The following is a 21,170-nucleotide window of genomic DNA, read 5'->3' as shown; positions in this document are numbered from 1 at the left end:
CGGACCGTGCCCGACCGCACGTCCAAGAGATGGCGCATGGCTCCATTCCTGCCCATGAGAGGCGGAACCTGAAAGGGACAGAAATGACGTTAGCGAAGGAAACGGCCGCACTTCTTGAGAAACTCGGCGTTGCCAAGGATGCGCTTTCGGGCGGCGACCTTGTCGTGCGCAGCCCGGTGACGGGCGAACAGATCGCGGCGCTGAAGTCGATTTCGGCGGCCGATGCCGGCAAGGCCATCGATGCCGCGCACAAGGCCTTCCAGGACTGGCGGCTGGTGCCGGGGCCGAAGCGGGGCGAACTGGTGCGTCTGCTCGGCGAGGAGTTGCGCGCGCATAAGGACGAGCTCGGCCGCCTGGTGTCGATCGAGGTCGGCAAGATCCCGTCCGAGGGTCTCGGCGAAGTGCAGGAAATGATCGACATCTGCGACTTCGCCGTAGGCCTTTCGCGCCAGCTCTATGGCCTGACGATCGCCACCGAGCGTCCCGGACACCGCATGATGGAGACCTGGCATCCGCTCGGCGTCGTCGGCGTGATCTCTGCCTTCAACTTCCCGGTCGCGGTGTGGTCGTGGAATGCAGCCCTTGCCTTCGTCTGCGGCGATGCGGTGGTGTGGAAGCCGTCGGAAAAGACGCCGCTGACCGCACTTGCCTGCGAGGCGATCTTCAAGCGCGCCGTCAAGCGTTTCGGCAAGGATGCGCCGGCAGGGCTGCTGCAGGTGCTGGTCGGCGACCGCGTCGCCGGCGAGGTGCTGGTCGACCATCCCAAGGTGCCGCTGGTCTCGGCTACCGGCTCGACGCGCATGGGCCGGGAGGTCGGTCCTAGGCTCGCCAAGCGTTTTGCCCGTGCCGTGCTGGAGCTCGGCGGCAACAATGCCGGCATCGTGACGCCCACCGCCGATCTCGACATGGCGCTGCGCGCCATCGCCTTCGGCGCCATGGGCACGGCCGGCCAGCGCTGCACGACGCTCAGACGCCTGTTCGTGCATGACAGCGTCTATGACGCGCTCTTGCCGCGGCTGAAGAAGGCCTATCAGTCCGTCTCGGTCGGCAATCCGCTGGAAGGCAAGGCGCTGGTCGGCCCGCTGATCGACAAGGCCGCCTTCGACAACATGCAGAAGGCGTTGGAGGAAGCTGAGGTGCATGGCGGCAAGGTGACCGGCGGCACGCGCGTCGAGAACGGCCATCCGGACGCCTATTACGTGCATCCGGCACTGGTCGAGATGCCGAAGCAGGTTTCGCCGGTGACGGAAGAGACCTTCGCGCCGATCCTCTATGTGATGAAATATTCCGATTTCGACGAGGCGCTGGAGCAGCACAATGCGGTCGGCGCCGGCCTGTCGTCGTCGATCTTCACGCGCGACTTGCAGGAATCGGAGCGGTTCCTGGGCGTCGACGGCTCTGACTGCGGCATCGCCAACGTCAACATCGGCACGTCGGGCGCCGAGATCGGCGGGGCGTTCGGTGGCGAGAAGGAGACGGGCGGCGGCCGCGAGAGCGGCTCGGACGCCTGGAAGGCCTATATGCGCCGCGCCACCAACACGGTGAACTATTCCAAGGCGCTGCCGCTCGCGCAAGGCGTGTCGTTCGACATCGATTGAGGACGAGCGACGGGTCAGCCCTCACCCGCGAGCTGACCCGGCCCGCCTATCGATCAGGCCATGCAGGGCGGAAGGCGGGCGATTGGTCAGAAAGCCTTGCCGGTGGCCGGATCGAAGAGGCGGAGCGCGTCCGCATCCAAGACGAACGCGCATGGCTGACCCTTGGCGACACGGGCGCGCGGCGGCAATGTCGCCGTCAAGTTCTGCGCGCCGACCCGGGCGGTGGTGACCTGTTCGGGGCCGGTCAGTTCGACGACGTCGATCTCCACCGGCAGCGACAGTTCAGCGCCGCTGCCCGGTCCAAGGCGGAGCGCTTCCGGCCTGATGCCGACCACAACTGATGCACTGTTGCGGGCCGCGTCGGCGTAGCGAGCCGGAATCGCCAGCCGCGCATCGGTGCCTGCAATCGCCAGCTTGCCGTCCTCGACGGTCGCTTCCAGCATGTTCATCGACGGCGCGCCGACGAAGCCCGCGACATAGAGCGTCGCCGGATGGTTGTAGATCTCTTCCGGCGTGCCCAGCTGTTCGATGCGGCCGTCGCGCATGACGGCGATGCGGGTCGCCAGCGTCATCGCCTCGATCTGGTCATGGGTGACGTAGACGACCGTGGTGCGCAGCATTTCATGCAGGCGCTTCAGTTCGGTGCGCATTTCCAGCCGCAGCTTGGCGTCAAGATTCGAGAGCGGCTCGTCGAACAGGAAGACCTGCGGCTTGCGCACCAAAGCGCGGCCGATGGCGACGCGCTGGCGCTGGCCGCCGGAGAGCTGGCCGGGCTTGCGGTCGAGCAGGTTCTCGATCTGCAGCAATCTTGCCGCCTCGCGCACCGCCTTGTCGCGCTCGGCGGCGGGGACTTTGCGCATTTCAAGGCCGAAGCCGATGTTGCGGCTGACGGTGAGGTTCGGATAGAGCGCGTAGGACTGGAAGACCATGGCGATGTCGCGGTTTTTCGGATGCACGCCAAGCACCGACCTGCCGCCGATCAGCACATCGCCGCTGGTTGCCTCGGCGAGACCGGCGATGATGTTGAGCAAAGTGGACTTGCCACAGCCCGACGAACCGAGCAGCACCAGGAACTCGCCATTTTCGAGCGCGATGTCGATGCCTTTCAGGGTTTCGACGCTGCCGTAATTCTTGCGGACATCGCGAATTTCAAGCGCGCTCATGAACAGCATCCTCGAACTGGATCGGCCCGCCATAATCGCGGGGCAAGGTTGAAATGGCGCGCGAGGCCACAAGGATGGCGGCGGACAGGCACTTCACCAACGATTGCCCCTGTGCCAGTGCCGCCAGGAAGGCGGCGTTGAAGACATCGCCGGCGCCGATCGTGTCGATGACGGCGACTCGAGGTGCCGGCACTTGAATGAGCTCGCCGTCGGCGCCGATGGCGATCGCGCCGTCCGGCCCGCGCTTGACGACGACCGTCGCTTCGTCCCGCATGCCGTCGCGGATCTTGCGCGCGGCTTCCGATGGACTTGCCAGGCCGGCCAGCGTAGTCGTCTCGACCTCGTTGAAGAGGGCCAGTGCGCAGCGCGACAGCCAGCCGCGCGCGGCGGTGCAGTTCGCTTGCGTCCAGCCGTCGATCGGCCAGCCTGTGTCAAGCGCAACGGCGATGCCATGCGCTTCGGCCCAGTCGAAGAAGGCGTCGTAATCGCGCGTCAGGTCGTCGGTGAGGAAAGAGCCGCAGAGCAGCGCGTAACCGCCAGCAAGCCGATTGCCGTTCAGCACGGAGAGCACGTCAGCCAGGCTGAAGCGGGGCAGGTGGCCGCGCGTGGTGAAGAAGGTGCGCTCGCCATCGGGATGGGTCATGCCGACCGACAATGTCGTGCCTTCGGGACGAACCGGCCAATTCTGCGCGCGGCGTCCGAAGGCCTCGCGCAGCCAGCGCCCGAACTGGTCGTCGCCAATATTGGCGGCGATCTCGAAGTCGATGCCCAGCGCCTGCCAGGCAAGCGCGGTGTTGCCGGCCTGGCCGCCGACGCGCAGGTCGTCATGATCGACGACGGTCTCCGTGCCGGCCTTCGGCCAGGGCGCGACGGGCCCGACGATCAGGTCGACATTGACGTTGCCGATCACCGCGAGCGGCAGCATCACTCGCTCCTGGTGATCTTGGTGGTGCGCACCGGCGTTCCGGCATTCTCGACGCGGGAATCGGCGAAGGCGACCATCAGGCGTTGCGCAACCGGCAGCATGGCAAAGATCGCCGCCAAGCCCGTGGCGGGCTTGAAGGCGAACGTGACCGAGCCCGCGACCGGCGGCTTGCCAGAAGCGTCGAACATGATCAGCGGCGCGCCGGTCTCGACCACCGAAACGGCCATGGCGGTGATCAGCTCCGCGGTCGGGTCGTCGCCGCGGAAGATGACGACGCCGATCTTGGGCCCGAGCATCTCCATCGGCCCGTGGCGAAGCTGGCCGCCTTCGAGCGAAAAGCACGGCAGGCGCGACAATTCGGTCAGGCCGAGCCCCAGCGCCTCGGCGAGGCCCTGCAGCCTGCGGCCGGAGGTCACGACGGTCGCGACCGTGCTCAGCGCCTCGAGCGCGGCATTGATCTCGACCGTCTCCGTCGCCTTGAGCACCGCGAGCGCGGCGGCGGGGTCCTCGCCCAGCGCGGCGAGAATGGCGAGGTGCAGGGCGAAGGTCACGGTCAGGCTGCGGGTCGCGGCAAAGGCAAGCTCGGTGCCGCCGGTGCCGATGAGGCAAGGCACCGTACGGCCGAGGAAGGAACCGGCCTCCAGCGTCAGGCCGAAGGTGTCGGCCTGCGGATCCGTTTCGGAGAACCAGCGCAGGACTTCGGCGCTTTCACCGGATTGCGAGGTGACGAGCACGGTCCGGCCTGTAAGCGGCAGCGGCTGGCCGAGTTGCTCCGAGAGCGGCATGGCGATGGCATCGATGCCATGCGCGCGATAGAGCGGCTCGACGGCGCGCGCGACGGCATGCGAGGCGCCCATGCCGAGCAGGACGAGCCTGCCGTTCTTCCTGATCGAGGCGGCGACCTCGGCGGCGGCCTCTCGATTGCTCTCGAACGAGGCAAGCGCATCCTCATGCTGGCGCGCCATCTCGCGGTCGATCGCGACAAGCCCTGCCGGGCGGTTCTTCTCTGCAGTCATGATTATCCTTTCACTCCGCCGCTGGTGAGGCCCGAGATCAGCGCGCGTTGCATGACGAGGCCGATCAGCACCGGCGGCAAGGCCGCGAGCACGCCGGCGGTGGCGATCAGTCCGTAGTCGGAAACGCGGCCGCCGGCGAGATCGGCGATGGCGACCGTCAGGGTCTTTGCCCGCTGGTCCGAGGTGAAGAGCAGGGCATAGAAGAACTCGTCCCAGGCAAGCAGCACGGCAAACAGCGCCGATGTCGCCACGACGGGCGCCGCCAGCGGCAAGGTGATGATGCGCCACGTCTGGAGCAGCCCGGCCCCGTCGATCATTGCCGCGGCCTCGATCTCGCGCGGAATGGAATCGAAGCCCGATTTCATCAGCCAAGTGGTGAAGGGCGCGAGGATCGTCAGATAGATCAGCGCAAGGCCAAAGACGTTGTTGAGCAGGCCGAGATAAGACAGGCCCATGTAAAGCGGCACGGAGAGCGCTACCGGCGGCAGCATATAGGTGGCGATCACCATGGACAGCGACCAGCCCACCGAAGGCGTGCGCGAAACGGCCCAGCCGGCCGGTACGGCAAGGACAACAGCGGCAAGCGTCGCCATGCCGGCGACTTCCAGGCTGTTGCGCAACGAGGCGGTGAAGGCGGCGCCGGCGCTGTTTTCGGCCGTCGACAGAAGCTGCGCGTAACGGGAGAAGTCGGCCGCCTGCGGCCACCAGCGCAGCGGCTTGGCGGCAAGATCGGCGGCCGGCGATATGCTCATGACGAAGAGCCAGGCAAGCGGCGCCAGGATCACGGCGGCGAGCAGGATCGCGCAGACATAGATAAAAGCGGTGAAGACCGGGCTCTTGCGTTCCATCAGGCGGCACTCCCCGCGGTCTTCCTGACCAGCGCCGCATAGGCGACGGCGAGCACGGTGACGAGCAAGGTGACGATCAGCGCCAGCGATGCGCCGGAGCCGGCGCGCTGGAAGGAGAAGGCCTCCTGATAGACGAGGATCGACAGCGAGCGGGTGCTGTTGGCCGGGCCGCCGCGGGTCATGACCCAGATGATGTCGAAGACCTTGAAGGCCTCGATGGTGCGCAGCACCAGCGCGACCATCAGCGGACCGGCGAGATAGGGCAGGATGACGAAACGAAAGCGGTTGAACGGGCCGGCGCCGTCGACAAGCGCCGCGGCGGTGATGTCGCGCGGCACCGCTTGCAGGGCGGCGAGCGCGATCAGCGCGACAAGAGGAAAATTCTTCCAGCAGTCGGCGACAATCAGCGCCGCGAGCGCCGTGCCGGGCTCACCCAGCCAGGAGCGATAGTCATCGAGGAGATGGAGTTGCGTCAGCGCCGCATTCAGCGCGCCATATTCGGGATTGTAGATCAGCCGCCAGAGCGTCGCGTTGACGACGGTGGGCAGCGCCCATGGCAGGATCATCAGCCCGCGCAAGACCGCGCGGCCACGGAATTCCTGATTGAGCAGAAGAGCCGCAAGCACGCCGATCACCATCTCGGCGGCGACCGAGATGACCGCAAACCAGGTGGTTGTGACCAGCGTGCGGCTAAAGTTCGAGCTCGTCAGCATCTTGGTGTAGTTGTCGAAGCCGACGTAATTGCCAGCCGTGCCGACCAGCTGGGCGTCGGTGAAGGAGAGCCTGACCGTATCGGCCAACGGCCAGCCGATGACGGCGACCATGATCACCAGAAGCGGCAGCATCAACAGCCACGCGCGAGTCGTCATCCAGGTGCCTGACATCGGAGGCGCCTCTCTTCCTTCATCCAGTCAGAAATAGCACGGGCGGCGCTCATGTATGAGGCCGCCCGCCCGTCGGGGAACGCCAGATCAGAGGCCGCTGTTTTCGGCAGCGGTCTTGAGCGCGTCTTCCGGCGCCGTCTGGCCGAGCAGCGATTCCTGGATCGCCTGCTGCAGTGCCGTCGACAGCTGCTGATATTTCGGCGTGGTCGGGCGCGGATACATCGCGGCGAGACCGAGCTTGGCGGCGGCGATCAGTTCTTCCTGGCCCTTGGTGACGGCCGGATCGTCATAGGACGAGGCCCAGATCGGCAGCGAGAGCTTGGCATACTGGTTCTGCGTCGCCTGCGAGGTCATGAACTCGATGTATTTCCAGGCTTCGTCCTGGTGCTTCGACACCGCGGTGATGCCAAGGCCCATCGAGCCGTTGACGGCCGAGACCTCGCTGGTGCCGGCAACGCCCGGCGCCGGCACCACGCCGACCTTGCCCGCGACCTTGGAGTCCTTCGGATCGTTGGCCATGTTGTACATGTAGGTCCAGTTCAGCGCGAAAGCGGCATCGCCGTTCTCGAACACCTTGCGGACGTCTTCTTCCAGGAATTCCTTCGAATTCGGATTGGTCAGGCCCGACTTGTAGCTGTCGACCATGTATTTCAGCGCCGATAGGCCGCCGCCGTTCTGGAAGTCGGGCTTGCCGTCCTTGAGGAAGTCGCCGCCATAGGCGCTGACCAGCGTGGTGTAGTCACAAACGGCGGCTTCGGCCTGCGACCAACTCCAGGCGATCGGCGTCTTCAGCAGGCCCTTGTCCTGGATGACCTTGGCCTGCTGGCCGAGTTCTTCCCAGGTCTTCGGCGGCGCCTTGATGCCGGCCTTTTCGAGGATTTCCTTATTGTAGAACAAATACTTGGTGTCGAGGATCCACGGCATGCCATAGTACTTGCCGTCATACTGGACGGTGGTCCAGGCGCCGGGCAGCACGCCCTTCTTCATGTCGTCGGTGATCTTCGACGACACGTCGACCAGCACCTTGTTGGTCGCATATTCGGCCGGCCAGATGACGTCGAACAGCACCACGTCGTAGCCGCCGCCGGATCCTTGGGCGAGCACGGTCTTGTCGTGCAGGCCTTCATAGGGGACGAATTCGAGATTGACCTTGATGTCCGGATTGGCCTTGGTGAAGGCCTCCGTCATCGAGCGCACGTCGGCCTCGCTATAGGCGGCCTGGGCCATGAAGAGCGCGTTCAAGGTGGTTTCAGCAAAGGCGTGCGGGACGAGCAGTCCGCCGACGAACACCGCGCCCAGAAGTGTCTTACCGATCGATTTCAGCATTTGTCTTTCTCCCATTTTCGACAACTGCGAGTGGGCGGCCAGGACTGCGCCGCTTCCCCAAATTCGCATCGCGTCTGACCGGATCCGTCCCCAACGGCCTGCGGCGGAGCCCAAAAGCTTTTGCCGTCTTTTTGTAGAGCCGCAGGGGTCTCACCTATTAAGTCAATTCGCTTGACTTAATTAGTCGATCAATCCTTTAATGGAGTCAAGAGGGGAAACGACGGTGCACGACATCAGCCCGATCCGTGCCAAAAGCGGCACCAACCAGGAGGGTACCAGCGCGCATAACCGCCGCGTCATGATCGAGGCGCTGCGGCTCAACGGCGCGCTTTCGCGCGCCGACCTGGCTCGGGCGACGCAGCTTACCAAGCAGGCGGTTTCCAACATCATCGAGGATCTCGAGCGCGACGGGCTGGTTGTCGCGCTGGATGCCGTGCGCAAGGGCAGGGGGCAGCCCTTCACACCCTACCGGCTGGTTCCCGAGGGAGCCTTCGCCATCGGGCTGCAGATCGACCGGCATTTGACGCGCGTCGTGGTGGTCGACCTCGTCGGCAAGGTGATCGCGCGCGCCGAGGCGGGGCTGCCGCTCGACGAGCCTTCGGCGGGCGTCAAGATCATCCTCGGCCTTGTCGATCGCGTCAGGTGCGAGCTGGCTTCCTTGTTTGCCCAGTCCGAGCGGCGGCTGGTCGGGTTGGGGGTCGCCATGCCGGGACCGTTCGGGCTGAAGAACCCCGACAACAAATGGATGATGCCGGCCTGGCAGCAATTTCCCCTGGTGCAGGCGCTTGCGACCGGCACTGGGCTCAATGTCGGCCTGCAGAACGACGCGGCGGCCTGCGCGACTGCGGAGCGGATCGTCGGCGCGGCGCATGGCGTCGATCACGCCGTCTGCCTTTATGTCGGTTACGGCATAGCCGCCGGGCTGATTCTCAACGGCGAACTCTATAGCGGCGGCAACGGCAATGCGGGCGAGATCGGCATGGCGTTGCTTGCGCCGGCCGGCCCCGGTTCCACGCCGCTCGAACACCGTGCATCGCTGGCCTCGCTCTACCAGCATCTTGGCCTCGACCCCACCGAGAGGGGTCTCTACGAGACGCTCGGCGCGCTGGCGCTTGCGCGGGATCCGCGGATCATGGGCTGGGTCGAGAAAGCCGCGTCCGACCTGCGCTGGAGCGTGCATCTGATCGAAACGATCTTCGATCCGCAAACCGTCATCCTCACCAGCAGCGCGCCCGAGGCGCTGGCCCGGCTCCTGCTTCAGGCCATGCATCCGCTGCTGCCGTCGATCGCGGATCGTCCCGTCCGGCGCCTGCCTCGACTGCAACTCGGCACCACCGATCCCTGGGCGATCGCGGTGGGCGCCGCGGCAGAGCCGATCAGCCGGGCCTTCGATCCGCGTTTTTCCGCCATCCTGAAGGCCGGATAGAAGCGGTCAACCCATCCCTTGCGTCGCGGTGGCGGCGAAAGCCGCGTCGATGATGGCGAGCTTGACCGCCTGCGCGGCGAGGTATTCGCCGTAGAATTCGTTCGAGATCCACATGACGGAATGGCCGCGCTGCCCGAGCCAGCCGACGCTGCCGAGCGCCTCGGCGTCGCGCAACTTGCGCGCAAGGTGGGTGCGCGACAGCTTCAGCCATTTGGCGAAGTCGCCGATGGAGAGGACGCCCGTCGGGATGCGCTCCTGGCCGGCATTCCGGGGGTCGACGCCGGAGATCAGCCAGTCCATGACGACGCCGCCATTGTTGAGCCAGGTGAACAGCGAGAAAGTCTGTTGCGGCTCGCGCACCGGCACGGAGGAAATCAGACCGTCCGCGATCAGCGGCTGCAGCTTGGCAAGCATCTGCGGCCTTGCCTGGAACATTTCCAGCCGGTTCCCGCCGTCAAGGGCATCGAGCGTGCTCAGATGCATCTGGATCCAGCCGATCAACGGCTCCAGGGTCATGGCGGGCAGTTGCAGGGGGCGAATGCGGCCGTCATCGGCCGTCGGCCCGGTCTCGAGGAAATTATAGTGCTGCATTTCCTTGATGAAGGCATGAGCCGTGTTTCGGCTTGCCACCGCATGCTGAACGGTGACGTCGGCAAAACGCGCCGCGGTCAGTTCCTTTCGATAGTCGCTGGGATCCCGGCGGAAATGCAGGGCAAGACCGATATGCGCCATCAGCCAGCGTTGCTGGGTGGCAAAGACCGAGGAGGCTCGCGGGTTTCCTTGATAAGCCTGCTGCATCGCCATGGCTTGCGCGCGCACGCAAGCGGGCAATGCCGGGTGACCGGCAATGTCTTCATAGGTCAACGCACCCTCCCAGCTTCCACCCAAAGATGCTGTCATGCTCGCAAGTTGCGGATAGCAGTTTTGGCTGGCGCCTGCCAGTAGCGGGCCGGTTTTGCGCGAGTTGCGCCGATCTCCGGCTGTCAGCGGCGTTGCGGAGCTGAGATACAGGCTTCGAACGCCTCGTCGACGACGGCGAGCTTGGCTGCCTGGACGGCCATGTACTCGTCGAAGAAAGCCCTAGAAACCCACATCACGGAATGACCGCGCTGGCCGACCCAGCCGATGCTGCCGAGCGCCTCGGCATCATGGAGTTTGCGCGCCAGATGCGTGCGTGAGAGCTTCAGCCAGTGCGCGAATTCGCTGACCGAGATGACGCCGGTCGGTATCTTGTCGAGATGGACGTCCTCCGGATCGATGCCGCACATCAGCCAGTCCATGACGATACCGCCGTTGTTCAGCCAGATAAATAACGAAAAAGTCTGTCCGGGCTCCCGCACGCCGTCGCTGGCGAGCAATCCGTCGGCGATCAGCGGCTGCAAGACAGGCAGCATTTCGGGCCGCTCGAGGAAGGCCGCCAGCCGGGTTCCGCCGTCTATGCGGTCGAGCGTCGTCAGATGCGCGTAAATCCAGCCGGTGAAGGTCTCGATGGTGCCCGCCGTGACCCGCATGGGGTGGGCGCGGCCATCGCCGCTGGCCGAAATATATTCGGCGATGTCGTAGTGCAGCATCTCCTTGACGAACGCCTCGGCGGTGTTGCGGCTGGCCACCGAATTGCGGCGTACGACATCGATGAAACGTGCCATCGTCATTTCGGTGCGGCGGTCTTCGGGATCGCGCCGGAAATGCAGCGCCAGGCCGACATGGCCGAGCAGCCAGCGCTGCTGGGTGGCAAACACGGCGGCCAGCCGCGGGCTCGTTTCGTAAATATGGATGAGCGCCTTGGCCTGTTCCTGGACACCGCGAAGCGCTGCTGGATGACGGGCGATCTCTGCGGCACTCAGCGGCATTTCCTGCGGCACTCCATGCGATTCCAAGCAACGACAAATGAAGATTCCCAGTCTTCGCCGATTGTGTCCAGTTGCCTATTGGAACAACGATCGAATAAGTGGTGCATTCCTTGCTAACTCTTTGCACCGGTTCGGGAAAGCCGTCCCGACAATAGTCGGGCCGCGGCCCTGCGTTGAATCGACGAGTCCCGCCAAGCAGGCACAGGTTCCGCGCCATCGGGGCCGCGGGGGGCGGCTGGCGTCGGCCGATACCGCGCGGCCTTTGCAGCCCGCGGCCGGCGGCCTATCGTGACGGTTGATGGCCGGCCATGGCGCAGCCAATGCCACAGAGTGAAACGATGCCGAGAACAATCCGGACCCTGACCGCCAGCGAAGTGGAAACGCTTGTCGACTGGGCGGCGAGGGAGGGCTGGAATCCGGGCATAGACGATGCCACGGCGTTTCGGGCGGCCGATCCGGATGGATTCATCGGCGCCTTTACCGGGGGCGAGATGGTGGCCGGCATTTCGGCTGTCGCATACGGCTCGGGCTTCGGCTTCATCGGCCTCTACATCTGCCGGCCCGACCGGCGTGGAGAAGGCCATGGCAAAGCGGTCTGGGACGCGGGTATGGCGCGCCTCGGCAACCGCATCATCGGTCTCGACGGGGTAGCCGAGCAGCGGGCCAACTACCAGCGCATGGGCTTCGTGCCAGCCTATGAGACCGTCCGTCACAGCGGCCGCCCCGCCGGCTTGCCCGGTGGTGGCGACATTCGGCCGGTGACGGTTGCCGACATGGCCGACACGTTCGCCTACGATCGCCAGGGCTTCCCGGCGCCGCGCGAGGCCTTCCTTGGCGAGTGGCTACGGCAGCCGCGGATTGCGTTGCTCTCAGCCGGATCGAGCGGCATTGCCGGCTTCGGCGTGGCGCGCCGGTGCCGGGAAGGCTTCAAGGTCGGGCCGCTGTTCGCCGACGCGACGGACGTGGCCCTGGCGATGGTGGCGGACCTCTCGGACGCAACGGCCGGCGAGGAATTGCATATCGACGTGCCGGCCGGCCAGGTCCAATTCACCGCCATGCTTCAAGCCGCCGGCTTGGTTCCGGGCTTTACGACGACACGCATGTACAAGGGCGGCAAGCCCGGCAACGGCCCCTCGACGGTTTTCGGCGTCACGACGCTCGAACTGGGATGATCGCGCTGAGATCATTGTTTTGCCTGGCTGGTCCATGCGACATGGCCCGATGACGTGGTTGCCTTTGCCGGGCTGCGTTGCGTGGAGGTTATCGAATGGCTGGCAGGACGATCCTCATCGCCGGCGGCGCCGGGGGAATGGGTCTGGCGACCGGACTGCGCTTCGCCGCTGACGGCGAGCGGATCGCGCTCGCCGATCTTGCCGGCCCCAAGCTCGACGCCGCCGTGGCGAAGATTGCCGCGACCGGGGGGGACGCGATCGGTTTGCCGCTCGACATCCGCTCCGTCGCCGCCTGCCGCGACGCGGTGGCCAAGGCCAGGGAATGGGGCGGCGCCATCGACATCCTCGTCAACGCCGCGGGAGTCTGGCTCGAGGGTCCGGCAAGCGAGGTCGAGGAGGAGCAGTGGGACCTGGTGCTGGACGTCAATCTCAAGGGCGCGTTCTTCCTGATCTCGGCCGCCATTCCGCATCTGTCGGCCGCGCAAGGCGTGATCGTCAACATTGCCTCCGACGCCGGCATCGTCGGCAACAATGGGTCGGCCGTCTATTGCGCCTCGAAGGGCGGGCTGGTGCTTTTGACCAAGGCTCTTGCGCTGGAGCTCGCCCCGCACAGCATCAGGGTCAATGCGGTCTGCCCCGGCGACACGGCAACGCCGATGATCGAATATCAGGCCAAAACCTATGGCGCAGACGACCCCGACGGCTACAAGCGCCGGCTTCTCGGGCACTATCCGCAAGGGGACAGAGCAAGGTTCATCCAGGTGGAGGAGATTGCTTCCTTCATTCACTATCTTTGCCAGCCGGGCGCGGCGCCGATCACCGGAGCCGCGCTTTCGATCGATTTCGGCGTCACCGCCGGTTATTGAACCGGTACGGTTCATCGCGGGTGTGATTGGCCGCGCCGGCATGTCGGCACCTTTATCCTGGAGGGCAAATGGTCGTGTTTCGCAAATCCCGCAAGGCGCTGGTGACCGGCGCGGGCGCCGCCGACGGCATCGGTATCGCGATCGCGCGTGCGTTGGGCGAGGCAGGTGTTTCGGTCACCATCACCGCTTCGTCCAAACGCGTCGAGCAACGAGCGGCGGAACTGCGGGGGGAGGGGCTCGATGTCCGCGCTTTCATGGCCGACCTGACGCTCTCCGGCGATGTCGAGCGGTTACGTGCCGAAACCGGCGAAATCGATATCCTCGTCAACAATGCCGGGATGGGCACCGTCGCCCAGCCGGCGTTGCAGCGGCGGTTTCTCGATCTCAGCGAAAGCGAATGGGACCGCGGCATCGATGTCAGCCTGAAAACCGCCTTTTTGAGCACGCGCGGATTTCTGGCCGGCATGGTGCAGCGCGGCCATGGGCGCGTCGTCAACATGGCCTCGGTGACGGGGCCTTACGTATCCAATGAAGGCGAGGCCGCCTATTCCGCTGCCAAGGCCGGCATGGTCGGCCTGACGCATGCGCTTGCCCTGGAGGTCGGCCGCAGCGGCGTCACCGTCAATGCCGTGGCGCCGGGGTGGATCGCGACGGGCGCCTCGACGCCGGAGGAACTTGTCGCTGCCCGGAACACGCCGCTAGGCCGCGCCGGCAGCCCCGCGGAAGTCGCGGCCGCCGTGCTGTTCCTGGCATCCGACGCAGCCAGTTATGTCAACGGCACCGTTCTCGTCGTGGACGGCGGCAACATCCTGCAGGAACGCAAGGGCTGACCGCGTGCGCGAAAGCCAAAATGTAGGGAAATGGTAGCGGGAGACCGTTCTCTCCGCTTTCAACACTGCCCACAATCCCATTCGAATTGTTTGCCGCCGCCTAGCAGAGGCCGATGCACAGGATGTAACAGCACGGTTGTCTTGAGTGGCGCGAGGCGGTCGCTTGGGTTAGGAACGCATTCTCGCTTCGCGCTCTGGGGCAAACGCCAATGATTTCAGACGACAAATTCATCGAACTCATTACAGCTGGAATAAACCGGCTAACAATGGAGAGCGCCGAGGTCCAGTGGAATGTGAAGATCGACCGTCGGCAGTTCGACGTTCTCGCCACCATTCAGGCAGGACTTTATCACGTGCTGATCGGGTTCGAGGTCAAGCACAAAAAGCGATCAATCTCGGTTGAGATGATGGATGCCTTTGTAACCAAGGCCAAGGATGCGAAAGTCCATAAGGCGGTTTTCGTTAGTACCAGCGATTATCAAGAGGGTGCAATTCGAGTTGCAGAGCGCCACGATGTTGATCTCTTCAAGATCACCTTCCCGACCAATGACTTTAGGCTCCCTCCCATCACTGTGTTGGCTGGCGATGGGTCGCCACCATTCATGGTACAACCCGAGGTACGAGACCTAGGGGAGACAGATGCCCATCGGGTTGTTCGCGTTACGCTCGAATACGACGACGGCTCGAAGACAAATCTGCCTAGTGAGCCTTCGCAGATGAACTACTATCTCCAAAAGACGTCGGTTGAGGGAGGGGGAAGTTTGCTCGATGTGGTGCAGCCGCAAGCTGCGCAACCGATTGCCGATGGTACATCGATCATTCGTAGGGTGGCGCTCGGTCGCGCAGTCATCTCACCAGACACCTACTTCGTCAGGTCCGGGATAGTTGCGGCTATCGAGGCGGAGATCGTGCGTATCCGCGCCCGTGTGCTGGATGCTGACGTCAGGGTGGAGTTGTCAGCTGTTTCCGCGCAGGTTTCATACGAGAACGTGTTGACCGGCCAGAAATTTGAAACGGACCTTTCGACATTGCCGCTTGGCGGGACGTCATTCGAGGCCGGAAAGTTCTATTTCCTATACCATCCCCTTCGCTACTACTACGTGGACGAGGTCGTCGGAGATCGTATTACCTTGTATCTCGTTGAGAGCTTTCAGGACGGCGAGCTGATCGCAGCGATCATGGAAACGAACGTTAAGCATTCGGTTTTCTATATACCGCTGACAGACAAGACGATCATTCGACGGTTGGAGGGGCGGCTCGCAAAAATGAAGGCTCGGTAGCTGAGGGCCAGTGCCCAATCGATAGGCGAAGATCGAATTGCACTGAGTGTTGCGGGGATGTAGCGAGACAATGCACACCCGGAACGGAGACCTCTCGACCAGCCGCACGCTCGGTCTCGTCGCAAAGTCAAAGAGCCTATGCATGCCAGTGAGTTGACGAGTTCATGTCCGTAAAACCGGACCCATGTCCTCGGCTTGAAAATGAGAACTCATTCCTCTGTAGGGACACGTTCCAAGCGTGAGCACGTCCCGGAAGTGGCCATGAACGTCTCTGATGCAGAAGCTTTGATCCCGGCTCGATTTTAGTTCGCATGCTAGGCATTAATCCGCCATGCCTTGATAGCGGGGCATTGGTTTTGGCCTCCCTCGAAAACAGGGAGACGGAGAGACACTGACGACAAAAGCCATGCCGAATGCGATGCTCGTCGCGGCGTGAAATCAATTTCACATGCTCGCGGGAGTATATCACTCAGCCAACACTGCTGGCCGTTGTGGACTAGCTGCTGGTGCAACAGTAGACCAGTTGGCCCTCATCCAAGCACTTTGGCTCGATGTTCCCAACCTTGGTTGTTGAGACGACGGTAATGTCGCCGTTCTGGCTCTTTTTGCACTCCATGCACTGCGATTTCGAGGCGCACAACTTGTCGATTAAGGCTGCATAGGTTGGCGCACTTGTGTCCAAAAAGAACAGCTTCCCAAGCAAGGCTTGGTCTTGATCGGAGCCTTGGAGCTGTATCGAAAGATGTGCGTTTTTATCCTTCTCCAGCTGCGCTACCAAGTTCCTCAGTTCACCGCTATGCGAAACTGACCGTGGCGGACTTGGCGCGCTAAATTTGTACAAGGCATAGAAAATTAGCCCCCCGAAAACAAGTATAAATAATACCGCAATAAGTCCGGAAAAAACGGGACCTATCTGCGAGAACGAAAAGCCAAGCCTGTCGCTGCCGTATTGATAAAACAGGTAGAGGGCGAGACCCGGAATGCCGAAGCTGACCAGTGCAGTTACTATCTGTGCCATTGGACTACCGCTATTTACAAGTTCCGTTTTTACTGGAGCTTTGCGCGATTATCATAATGTGAAAGTCGTTCAATTCTGCGTCAACACAGCCCTCCTTGTTGAAATTTTGAACCATGCCTTCGAGGAATAATGAGTTCGTGAAGATGGCCCCAAATTTGTCGGCCAGTTCCTTGAACCGCTCCGGGGGCACGGCTGTGGCGGCCACGGTGGCAAGAACACTGGCAGTTACTGGTTCTTTGCTCCACGCTTCGAGCGCGCTGAAAGCTGTCTTGGGAGATGCAAAATCAATCTTATAGCCCGCAGCCTGCCACTTACTTGGATCGGCGAAATCACCGGAGGCGTCAGATGCCGGGAAATTAATGGTGCAATAATCAGCACTCTCGCTTCGGGAGCAACTGCCGGCACCTGCAGCCTCTGCCTCATGCTGGTCGCATTTGCACGTCTTGGCGATTACCGCACTGTTCAAAGACCCAAGCACAAGCGCTGTGGCGTAAAAAAATCGGAGCAAACGCATTGCCGCCTCCCTCAAAGCGGGTTTGAAATTAGTTGTAGAAGAAGTTTAGGACAAGCCACACGCCGGATTATGCACTACCGACTTTCGGGCATGTCTTTGTGGGAATTTGACGGGGCGAAAGCAATTTGGTCGGTATGCATGACCCCGCCCTTCAGGGTGCTCAGCTTTCGCGAGAGAGCGGGCGATTAGACAAGGGGCGAGGGCTGGATGCCGGACACAACATTCAAGGAAAAATCTCATCGCCGCCGTTCCCTTCGAGAGGACCCAATACGACGTGGTGAGATAGCGCAAAAGATTGCAAGCGCGATCAATGCCACCGTTTCGAACGAAATCATCTCCGGCATGCATGAGCCGGTGATCACGACATCAATAAGAAACAAACTGGAAGAGATGTCGCAACGTGGCGATCTGAACATTCAGGGATATTCCCTTGCCGTCTACGGATGCGAAGCAGTGGCAATGGGGAAGTCGTCACAGGAGATAACGACCGGGATCGATCTCTATTTTGGCGTCGAGATATCTGATGATGACTACGTTTCCAAGGGTTTGCTGATACAGGCGAAGAAGGCCAATCAACTGCGAGGGGAAAAGCTTATAACCCAGTGTGCAAAAATGACCCGGCTTAACCCGGAAGCTTACGTCTGGATTTATGAACCCGAAGGCGTCCGCATACTTTCGGCGTCGAGTATACTCGGGCGACGCGAGACCAGCGTCGCCAAACTCAAGCGGGAGGATATGGTGGATCATATAGACGCAATTCTGGAATGTTCCAAAGGCTCACCATTTCTTGCTCTGCCCACCGGACCAAACAAGCGAGCAGCGCTTAGTGAAATGATGAACCAATTGCATGCCAAAGCGGCCTTGGAACTGGTTATCTCCCGCAGTTAGACATCGATCTAGCCGATAGCGCCCGTCTGTTACGATAGGTCTGCGGTCGATTTAGTTCGTATGCTAGGCATTAATCTGCCATGCCTGATGGTGGGAAACAGGTTGTGGTCCTCCCTCGAAATAGGAGACCGAAGATGTTCCAACCTCTACCGTTGTTTGACGCAGCCAATCCGACTTTCCGGATACTGGCGTCCGATCACAAAGCCCCGACCATCGAGCCACTGCACACGTCGCCATGGGTAGCTATGTCCGCGATGCAGAAGGGTATCCGCCGGGGTGATGTCGATCTTGCCACCCGCGCCGCTGCTGCCCTCTTGAAGGCCGATCCGGCGAAGCTATGGCGGCGTATGGCGGGCATCGCCTTCGAGGATGTGGGTCTGGCGTCGGTCGAGACGGTCAGATTGGTCGTGGCAGCCACGGCAGGCAAGACCTTCCGTCAGCGGTTTGGCGGGGAATGGGTTGTGGCATCGCTGCTGGTCGAGCGCCTCTGTGCTACCCCGAAATGCAGGGCGAGTGATGACCTGTTTCTCTCGGTAAGTTACAATCATGAGCTTGCCGAGTTACGGGCCTCTCTGGCAGGCGAAGACCTTCCCGAGCACCTTTGCCGCATCAAGGAGCGTGGAGCGCTTCTGGGAGCATCCCTCGCGGCGCTAAACGCCTCTGGCGTCAGGTGGGAGGGGCACGTCACGGGCAAGGTAACCGACGCCAAGGAGCGCAAGGCTTTGGGAGCCTCGGTGTTGTTAACGATGGTAGCGGGAGAGCGCTACCGCCTTTCCCCCCACTCATCCAGCTGCCAGTTCCGGCTTCGCTGCAATGGGTGAGTTGAGGCTATCGTATTTGGCTTTTAGATGCCATCAGCATCCAGAAATTGGCTTTGCGACGCACGACTCCGCGGCATTTCTCACCCGGTTTCATTTGGTATCGATCACATCGAAACCAGTATCGCTGGAACCGGACTGGTCGTCATCATATGGCGCCCTTCGCCGGGGGCTGTCGGTCCCGCATCCGCCTTACGGCGGCGCTATGCTGATGCTCCTTCGGCCGCCCCTGTTGAACCGGTCTCAGGGCCACGAACCTGCTCCAGCACCGAACTGACTTGTTTGCGCTTACGGACATTTCGGTGCCTCCACTTTGTACGCCCTTTTCACATTGGTCAGGAGAGCAGTGGGCTCTCCCGACGGAGAGTCCGAGAAGGGCCGGATTTTCAGCGACCGGTTGATAACGGAAAGAGAGGAGCAAAGCCTTTGCTCTCCTGCCGAAGGATCGCACCTACGGCGTGTGATCGTCAGCGGCCCGTCGGGAGCGAGCGCCGATTTTGGGCCCGACTCGAGGCGTATGCGCACGGGTGAAGCCTTCCGGCTCCCGTTTGGTTACGCCCGTGACAAATTGGGTGGCTGCGAAATATCCGATAGGGGCTCATTATCGTCCAGGTGCCTCTCCGACCGTGTCGCAATCGACAAGCGGTCCTAAGTGAACCTTATAAGCTGCAACGTGCGCGCTTGCAGGCAAGCCGGCAATTTCATTCACGAGCTTGCTTCGGATCGCGTTTGCAAAGTCGGCTGTGCTCGCGACGGTGACAATGAACGTCCCGGAACCGCCAATAACACAGCTCTCATAATAGAACTCAACAAAGCCCGGCCCAAAGCTATCGAGCGTGTCGTGTGCGTGCAGCGAGATCACCAGTCCATTGATGGTCACGCCGTCGGCTATGAGCGCGTCGTGCACCGGTTGCAGAGGTAGACCGGCATTGTTGGGCCCGTCTCCAGAAACATCGATGACTTGGCGATCGCCTGCGGGCCCACCCGCCAGCAGCTTGCCCGCCAACAGAAGCGCCCCCGAGATTGATGTGCCGAGCCCTCTGACGATTGGTTGGGCCCGCAGCGCCTGGGCGAAGGCGGCGGCATCTTCGGGCCCTTCTAGAATAGTCCATGGAATGCGCACGCTCTGGTGGTTCGGGCCTGCCCATTCGACATAGGTTATGCCAATTCTGCCGCGCCGGCCGGATTTGATTGACTGCCAAACTTTGGCATCCTGGAACGCTTCGATATAGCCTTGCCGCTGCAGCCGTTGTTCCGCCTCGCTCATTGAAGAAGATACGTCGACGCTCAGAACCAGTTCGAGATCCACCGAGGCAACCGGCTCCGCCGCGGCCGACATCGACATTGTTAAGCTTACCGCGACAGCGAACAGTCGGCCTCGTGCCTGTCCTGTTTGTGCAGCGCGGCGTGGAACGAAGCACATCATCTCAGCGCGTCAACTCGATGGTCGATCGGAAGATGCTGCCGGCGACTTCGTCTGCCATCACCCGTTTGGGTGTATGGGTGAATATTAGGACTGCGCTTCTGCTATAATGTCGGCCGAATCCAGCGCCAACGTGCTGAGATTTCTGCCTGTCCAACCGCGGAGATGGTGGATGCCTGAGGAGGCAATGAAAGTTTGTTACGACGCCCTTGGCACCGGCACGCGAAGGGCGGCCGCCGAAGATTGTCTCTTTACGAAAGATTCAAAGCTACCTACTGCCCGGCCAGGATGGCCAGGCGTACCTATCGTCGCTCTTCGTTACGTCCCGCAAGCGGCGTAGATTGACTTGCTGTACTGAATTTCACCCATCTGTGATATCGTCGCGCGTGAGTGGTAACTCGTCCAAATGAAGGTGGGTTCGAATGGCTGCCGACGCAATCGCACTTGCCATAGAGGCTTGCTACGACGCCGCTTTCGAATTTGAGCGGTGGCCGGGAGCACTGCAAGGACTTGCGGATTCACTGGGCGCGAGTAGCTGCGCTCTCCGCACCTGCGAACAAGCGCACCCTTTTGCGGCCGATCAGCGTAATAAAGTCGGCCGCGTGCCGGACTCGACGGAACATGCTCAATTTTCGGCTCTTTGGCACGAGCGGATCGGAGACGCTCCGAGTCCACATCTTGAGAGGCCGCAGCTGCTGGCGAAACCCCCGGTCAGTTTCACCGTCGAGGACGAAATCACAACTCCGGAGGAACGGAAGGTTCTGCCTTATTATCGAGAGATCGCCCGTCCTGGACACCGAGAATGGTGGGCCTCCGTCGGCACAGTGGTGAACAACCGCAAATGGTGTGTGTCGCTGTACCGCGATGCTCATATCGGACCGTTCTACCCGAGCGAAGCTGACCATTTCCTGAGGGTGGCGCCGGACTTGAGCCGGGTCATCAGTGCAGCAGAGAAGTTCGGGGAACTGTCTGTCGGTCCGAGCCTAGTTACTCTTGATCGGCTCAATTGTGGCGCAGTGCTGCTAGACAGTCGTGGATGCGTGAAGCGGTTTAACGAACGCGCAGCGGCCCTGTTCGGCTCCGACCTCGTTGTCCGACACGGCCGAATCCGCGCGATCGATCAGCCGAGTGACGCCCGTCTTCAGGGCTTCCTCAGAGCCGCCGTTTCGGTTGTGTCGGTTCGGTCCAAACCTGTCGTCATTGCACGCCAGGGTTCCCCCTGGCTCATAGCGGAGGTGATGCCCATGACTGCACTAGGGCTTGTTGAGATTCATCGTGAGTTTATGACGGCGGCAGCGAGATGGATGATGGCACTGAAACTCTGG

General features: G+C 62.2%; 20 protein-coding genes. 9 read left to right on the top strand and 11 right to left on the bottom strand.

What is annotated here, in order from left to right:
* Positions 1-83: 83 nt before the first annotated feature.
* Positions 84-1,598: an aldehyde dehydrogenase family protein gene (locus tag FJ418_RS22080; RefSeq protein WP_140653206.1), complete on the top strand. Its 1,515-nt coding sequence runs from the start codon at positions 84-86 to the stop codon at positions 1,596-1,598.
* Between the two features lie 86 nt (positions 1,599-1,684).
* Here FJ418_RS22080 and ugpC read toward each other — a convergent pair whose 3' ends face one another.
* The 6 genes from ugpC to FJ418_RS22050 all read right to left on the bottom strand — a co-directional run bounded on the left by ugpC (position 1,685) and on the right by FJ418_RS22050 (position 7,760).
* Positions 1,685-2,761, bottom strand: coding sequence for a sn-glycerol-3-phosphate ABC transporter ATP-binding protein UgpC (ugpC, locus tag FJ418_RS22075; protein ID WP_140653208.1), 1,077 nt, complete (start codon positions 2,759-2,761; stop codon positions 1,685-1,687).
* Positions 2,748-3,686, bottom strand: coding sequence for a PfkB family carbohydrate kinase (locus FJ418_RS22070; RefSeq protein ID WP_140653209.1), 939 nt, complete (start codon positions 3,684-3,686; stop codon positions 2,748-2,750). Before FJ418_RS22070 ends, ugpC begins: the two co-directional genes overlap by 14 nt.
* Positions 3,686-4,708: an SIS domain-containing protein gene (locus FJ418_RS22065; protein ID WP_181167052.1), complete on the bottom strand. Its 1,023-nt coding sequence runs from the start codon at positions 4,706-4,708 to the stop codon at positions 3,686-3,688. The genes FJ418_RS22070 and FJ418_RS22065 overlap by 1 nt, the downstream gene beginning before the upstream one ends.
* Positions 4,705-5,550: a carbohydrate ABC transporter permease gene (locus tag FJ418_RS22060; RefSeq protein ID WP_140869210.1), complete on the bottom strand. Its 846-nt coding sequence runs from the start codon at positions 5,548-5,550 to the stop codon at positions 4,705-4,707. Before FJ418_RS22060 ends, FJ418_RS22065 begins: the two co-directional genes overlap by 4 nt.
* Positions 5,550-6,434 carry a sugar ABC transporter permease gene (locus FJ418_RS22055; RefSeq protein ID WP_140869207.1) on the bottom strand — a complete coding sequence of 295 codons (885 nt, stop codon included), beginning with the start codon at positions 6,432-6,434 and terminating at the stop codon, positions 5,550-5,552. Before FJ418_RS22055 ends, FJ418_RS22060 begins: the two co-directional genes overlap by 1 nt.
* 87 nt (positions 6,435-6,521) lie before the next feature.
* A complete protein-coding gene (locus tag FJ418_RS22050; RefSeq protein ID WP_140869204.1) occupies positions 6,522-7,760 on the bottom strand; it encodes an extracellular solute-binding protein in 1,239 nt (412 codons plus the stop codon).
* 223 nt (positions 7,761-7,983) lie between these two features.
* Between FJ418_RS22050 and FJ418_RS22045 the strand changes: the two genes are divergently transcribed.
* Positions 7,984-9,186, top strand: coding sequence for an ROK family transcriptional regulator (locus FJ418_RS22045; protein ID WP_140869201.1), 1,203 nt, complete (start codon positions 7,984-7,986; stop codon positions 9,184-9,186).
* Positions 9,187-9,192: 6 nt separating this feature from the next.
* Here the strand turns inward: FJ418_RS22045 and FJ418_RS22040 are convergent, their stop codons facing one another.
* Together FJ418_RS22040 and FJ418_RS22035 are read right to left on the bottom strand one after the other, a co-directional pair.
* Positions 9,193-10,086 (bottom strand): hypothetical protein, encoded by an 894-nt coding sequence (locus tag FJ418_RS22040; RefSeq protein WP_140869198.1) that lies wholly within the window; start codon positions 10,084-10,086, stop codon positions 9,193-9,195.
* An 83-nt stretch (positions 10,087-10,169) separates the two neighbouring features.
* Positions 10,170-11,036 (bottom strand): hypothetical protein, encoded by an 867-nt coding sequence (locus tag FJ418_RS22035; protein ID WP_140859617.1) that lies wholly within the window; start codon positions 11,034-11,036, stop codon positions 10,170-10,172.
* A 338-nt stretch (positions 11,037-11,374) separates the two neighbouring features.
* On the opposite strand from FJ418_RS22035, the gene FJ418_RS22030 reads away from it, so the two are divergent.
* From FJ418_RS22030 to FJ418_RS22015, 4 genes are all read left to right on the top strand, one after another.
* Positions 11,375-12,208 (top strand): GNAT family N-acetyltransferase, encoded by an 834-nt coding sequence (locus FJ418_RS22030; RefSeq protein WP_140869195.1) that lies wholly within the window; start codon positions 11,375-11,377, stop codon positions 12,206-12,208.
* A 95-nt stretch (positions 12,209-12,303) separates the two neighbouring features.
* Positions 12,304-13,074 (top strand): SDR family oxidoreductase, encoded by a 771-nt coding sequence (locus FJ418_RS22025; protein WP_140869193.1) that lies wholly within the window; start codon positions 12,304-12,306, stop codon positions 13,072-13,074.
* 68 nt (positions 13,075-13,142) lie between these two features.
* Positions 13,143-13,904, top strand: a complete 762-nt coding sequence (locus tag FJ418_RS22020) for an SDR family NAD(P)-dependent oxidoreductase (RefSeq protein ID WP_140708334.1) — start codon at positions 13,143-13,145, stop codon at positions 13,902-13,904.
* A gap of 209 nt (positions 13,905-14,113) precedes the next feature.
* Positions 14,114-15,184, top strand: a complete 1,071-nt coding sequence (locus tag FJ418_RS22015) for a restriction endonuclease (protein WP_140869190.1) — start codon at positions 14,114-14,116, stop codon at positions 15,182-15,184.
* A gap of 496 nt (positions 15,185-15,680) precedes the next feature.
* On the opposite strand, the gene FJ418_RS22010 is transcribed toward FJ418_RS22015, so the two are convergent.
* Together FJ418_RS22010 and FJ418_RS22005 are read right to left on the bottom strand one after the other, a co-directional pair.
* Positions 15,681-16,202, bottom strand: a complete 522-nt coding sequence (locus FJ418_RS22010) for a hypothetical protein (protein ID WP_140708330.1) — start codon at positions 16,200-16,202, stop codon at positions 15,681-15,683.
* 10 nt (positions 16,203-16,212) lie between these two features.
* Positions 16,213-16,716, bottom strand: a complete 504-nt coding sequence (locus tag FJ418_RS22005) for a hypothetical protein (protein ID WP_140708328.1) — start codon at positions 16,714-16,716, stop codon at positions 16,213-16,215.
* A gap of 207 nt (positions 16,717-16,923) precedes the next feature.
* On the opposite strand from FJ418_RS22005, the gene FJ418_RS22000 reads away from it, so the two are divergent.
* Both FJ418_RS22000 and FJ418_RS21995 read left to right on the top strand, forming a co-directional pair.
* Positions 16,924-17,604 carry a hypothetical protein gene (locus FJ418_RS22000; RefSeq protein ID WP_140708326.1) on the top strand — a complete coding sequence of 227 codons (681 nt, stop codon included), beginning with the start codon at positions 16,924-16,926 and terminating at the stop codon, positions 17,602-17,604.
* 134 nt (positions 17,605-17,738) lie between these two features.
* Complete coding sequence (locus tag FJ418_RS21995; protein WP_181167047.1) at positions 17,739-18,425, top strand: hypothetical protein; 687 nt, start codon at positions 17,739-17,741, stop codon at positions 18,423-18,425.
* A 598-nt stretch (positions 18,426-19,023) separates the two neighbouring features.
* Here the strand turns inward: FJ418_RS21995 and FJ418_RS21990 are convergent.
* Entirely contained in the window at positions 19,024-19,767 is a 744-nt protein-coding gene (locus FJ418_RS21990) for a DUF1194 domain-containing protein (protein ID WP_181167046.1), read from the bottom strand.
* 500 nt (positions 19,768-20,267) lie between these two features.
* Here FJ418_RS21990 and FJ418_RS21985 point away from each other — a divergent pair.
* A partial coding sequence (locus FJ418_RS21985; protein WP_140869184.1) for a hypothetical protein occupies positions 20,268-21,170 on the top strand: 903 nt, incomplete at its 3' end.

This window comes from Mesorhizobium sp. B2-8-3, assembly GCF_006440815.1.
In the GTDB taxonomy this organism is placed as follows: domain Bacteria; phylum Pseudomonadota; class Alphaproteobacteria; order Rhizobiales; family Rhizobiaceae; genus Mesorhizobium.
The sequence above is the reverse complement of the archived record's forward strand: the minus strand, read 5'-3'. Positions and strand labels throughout refer to the sequence as shown.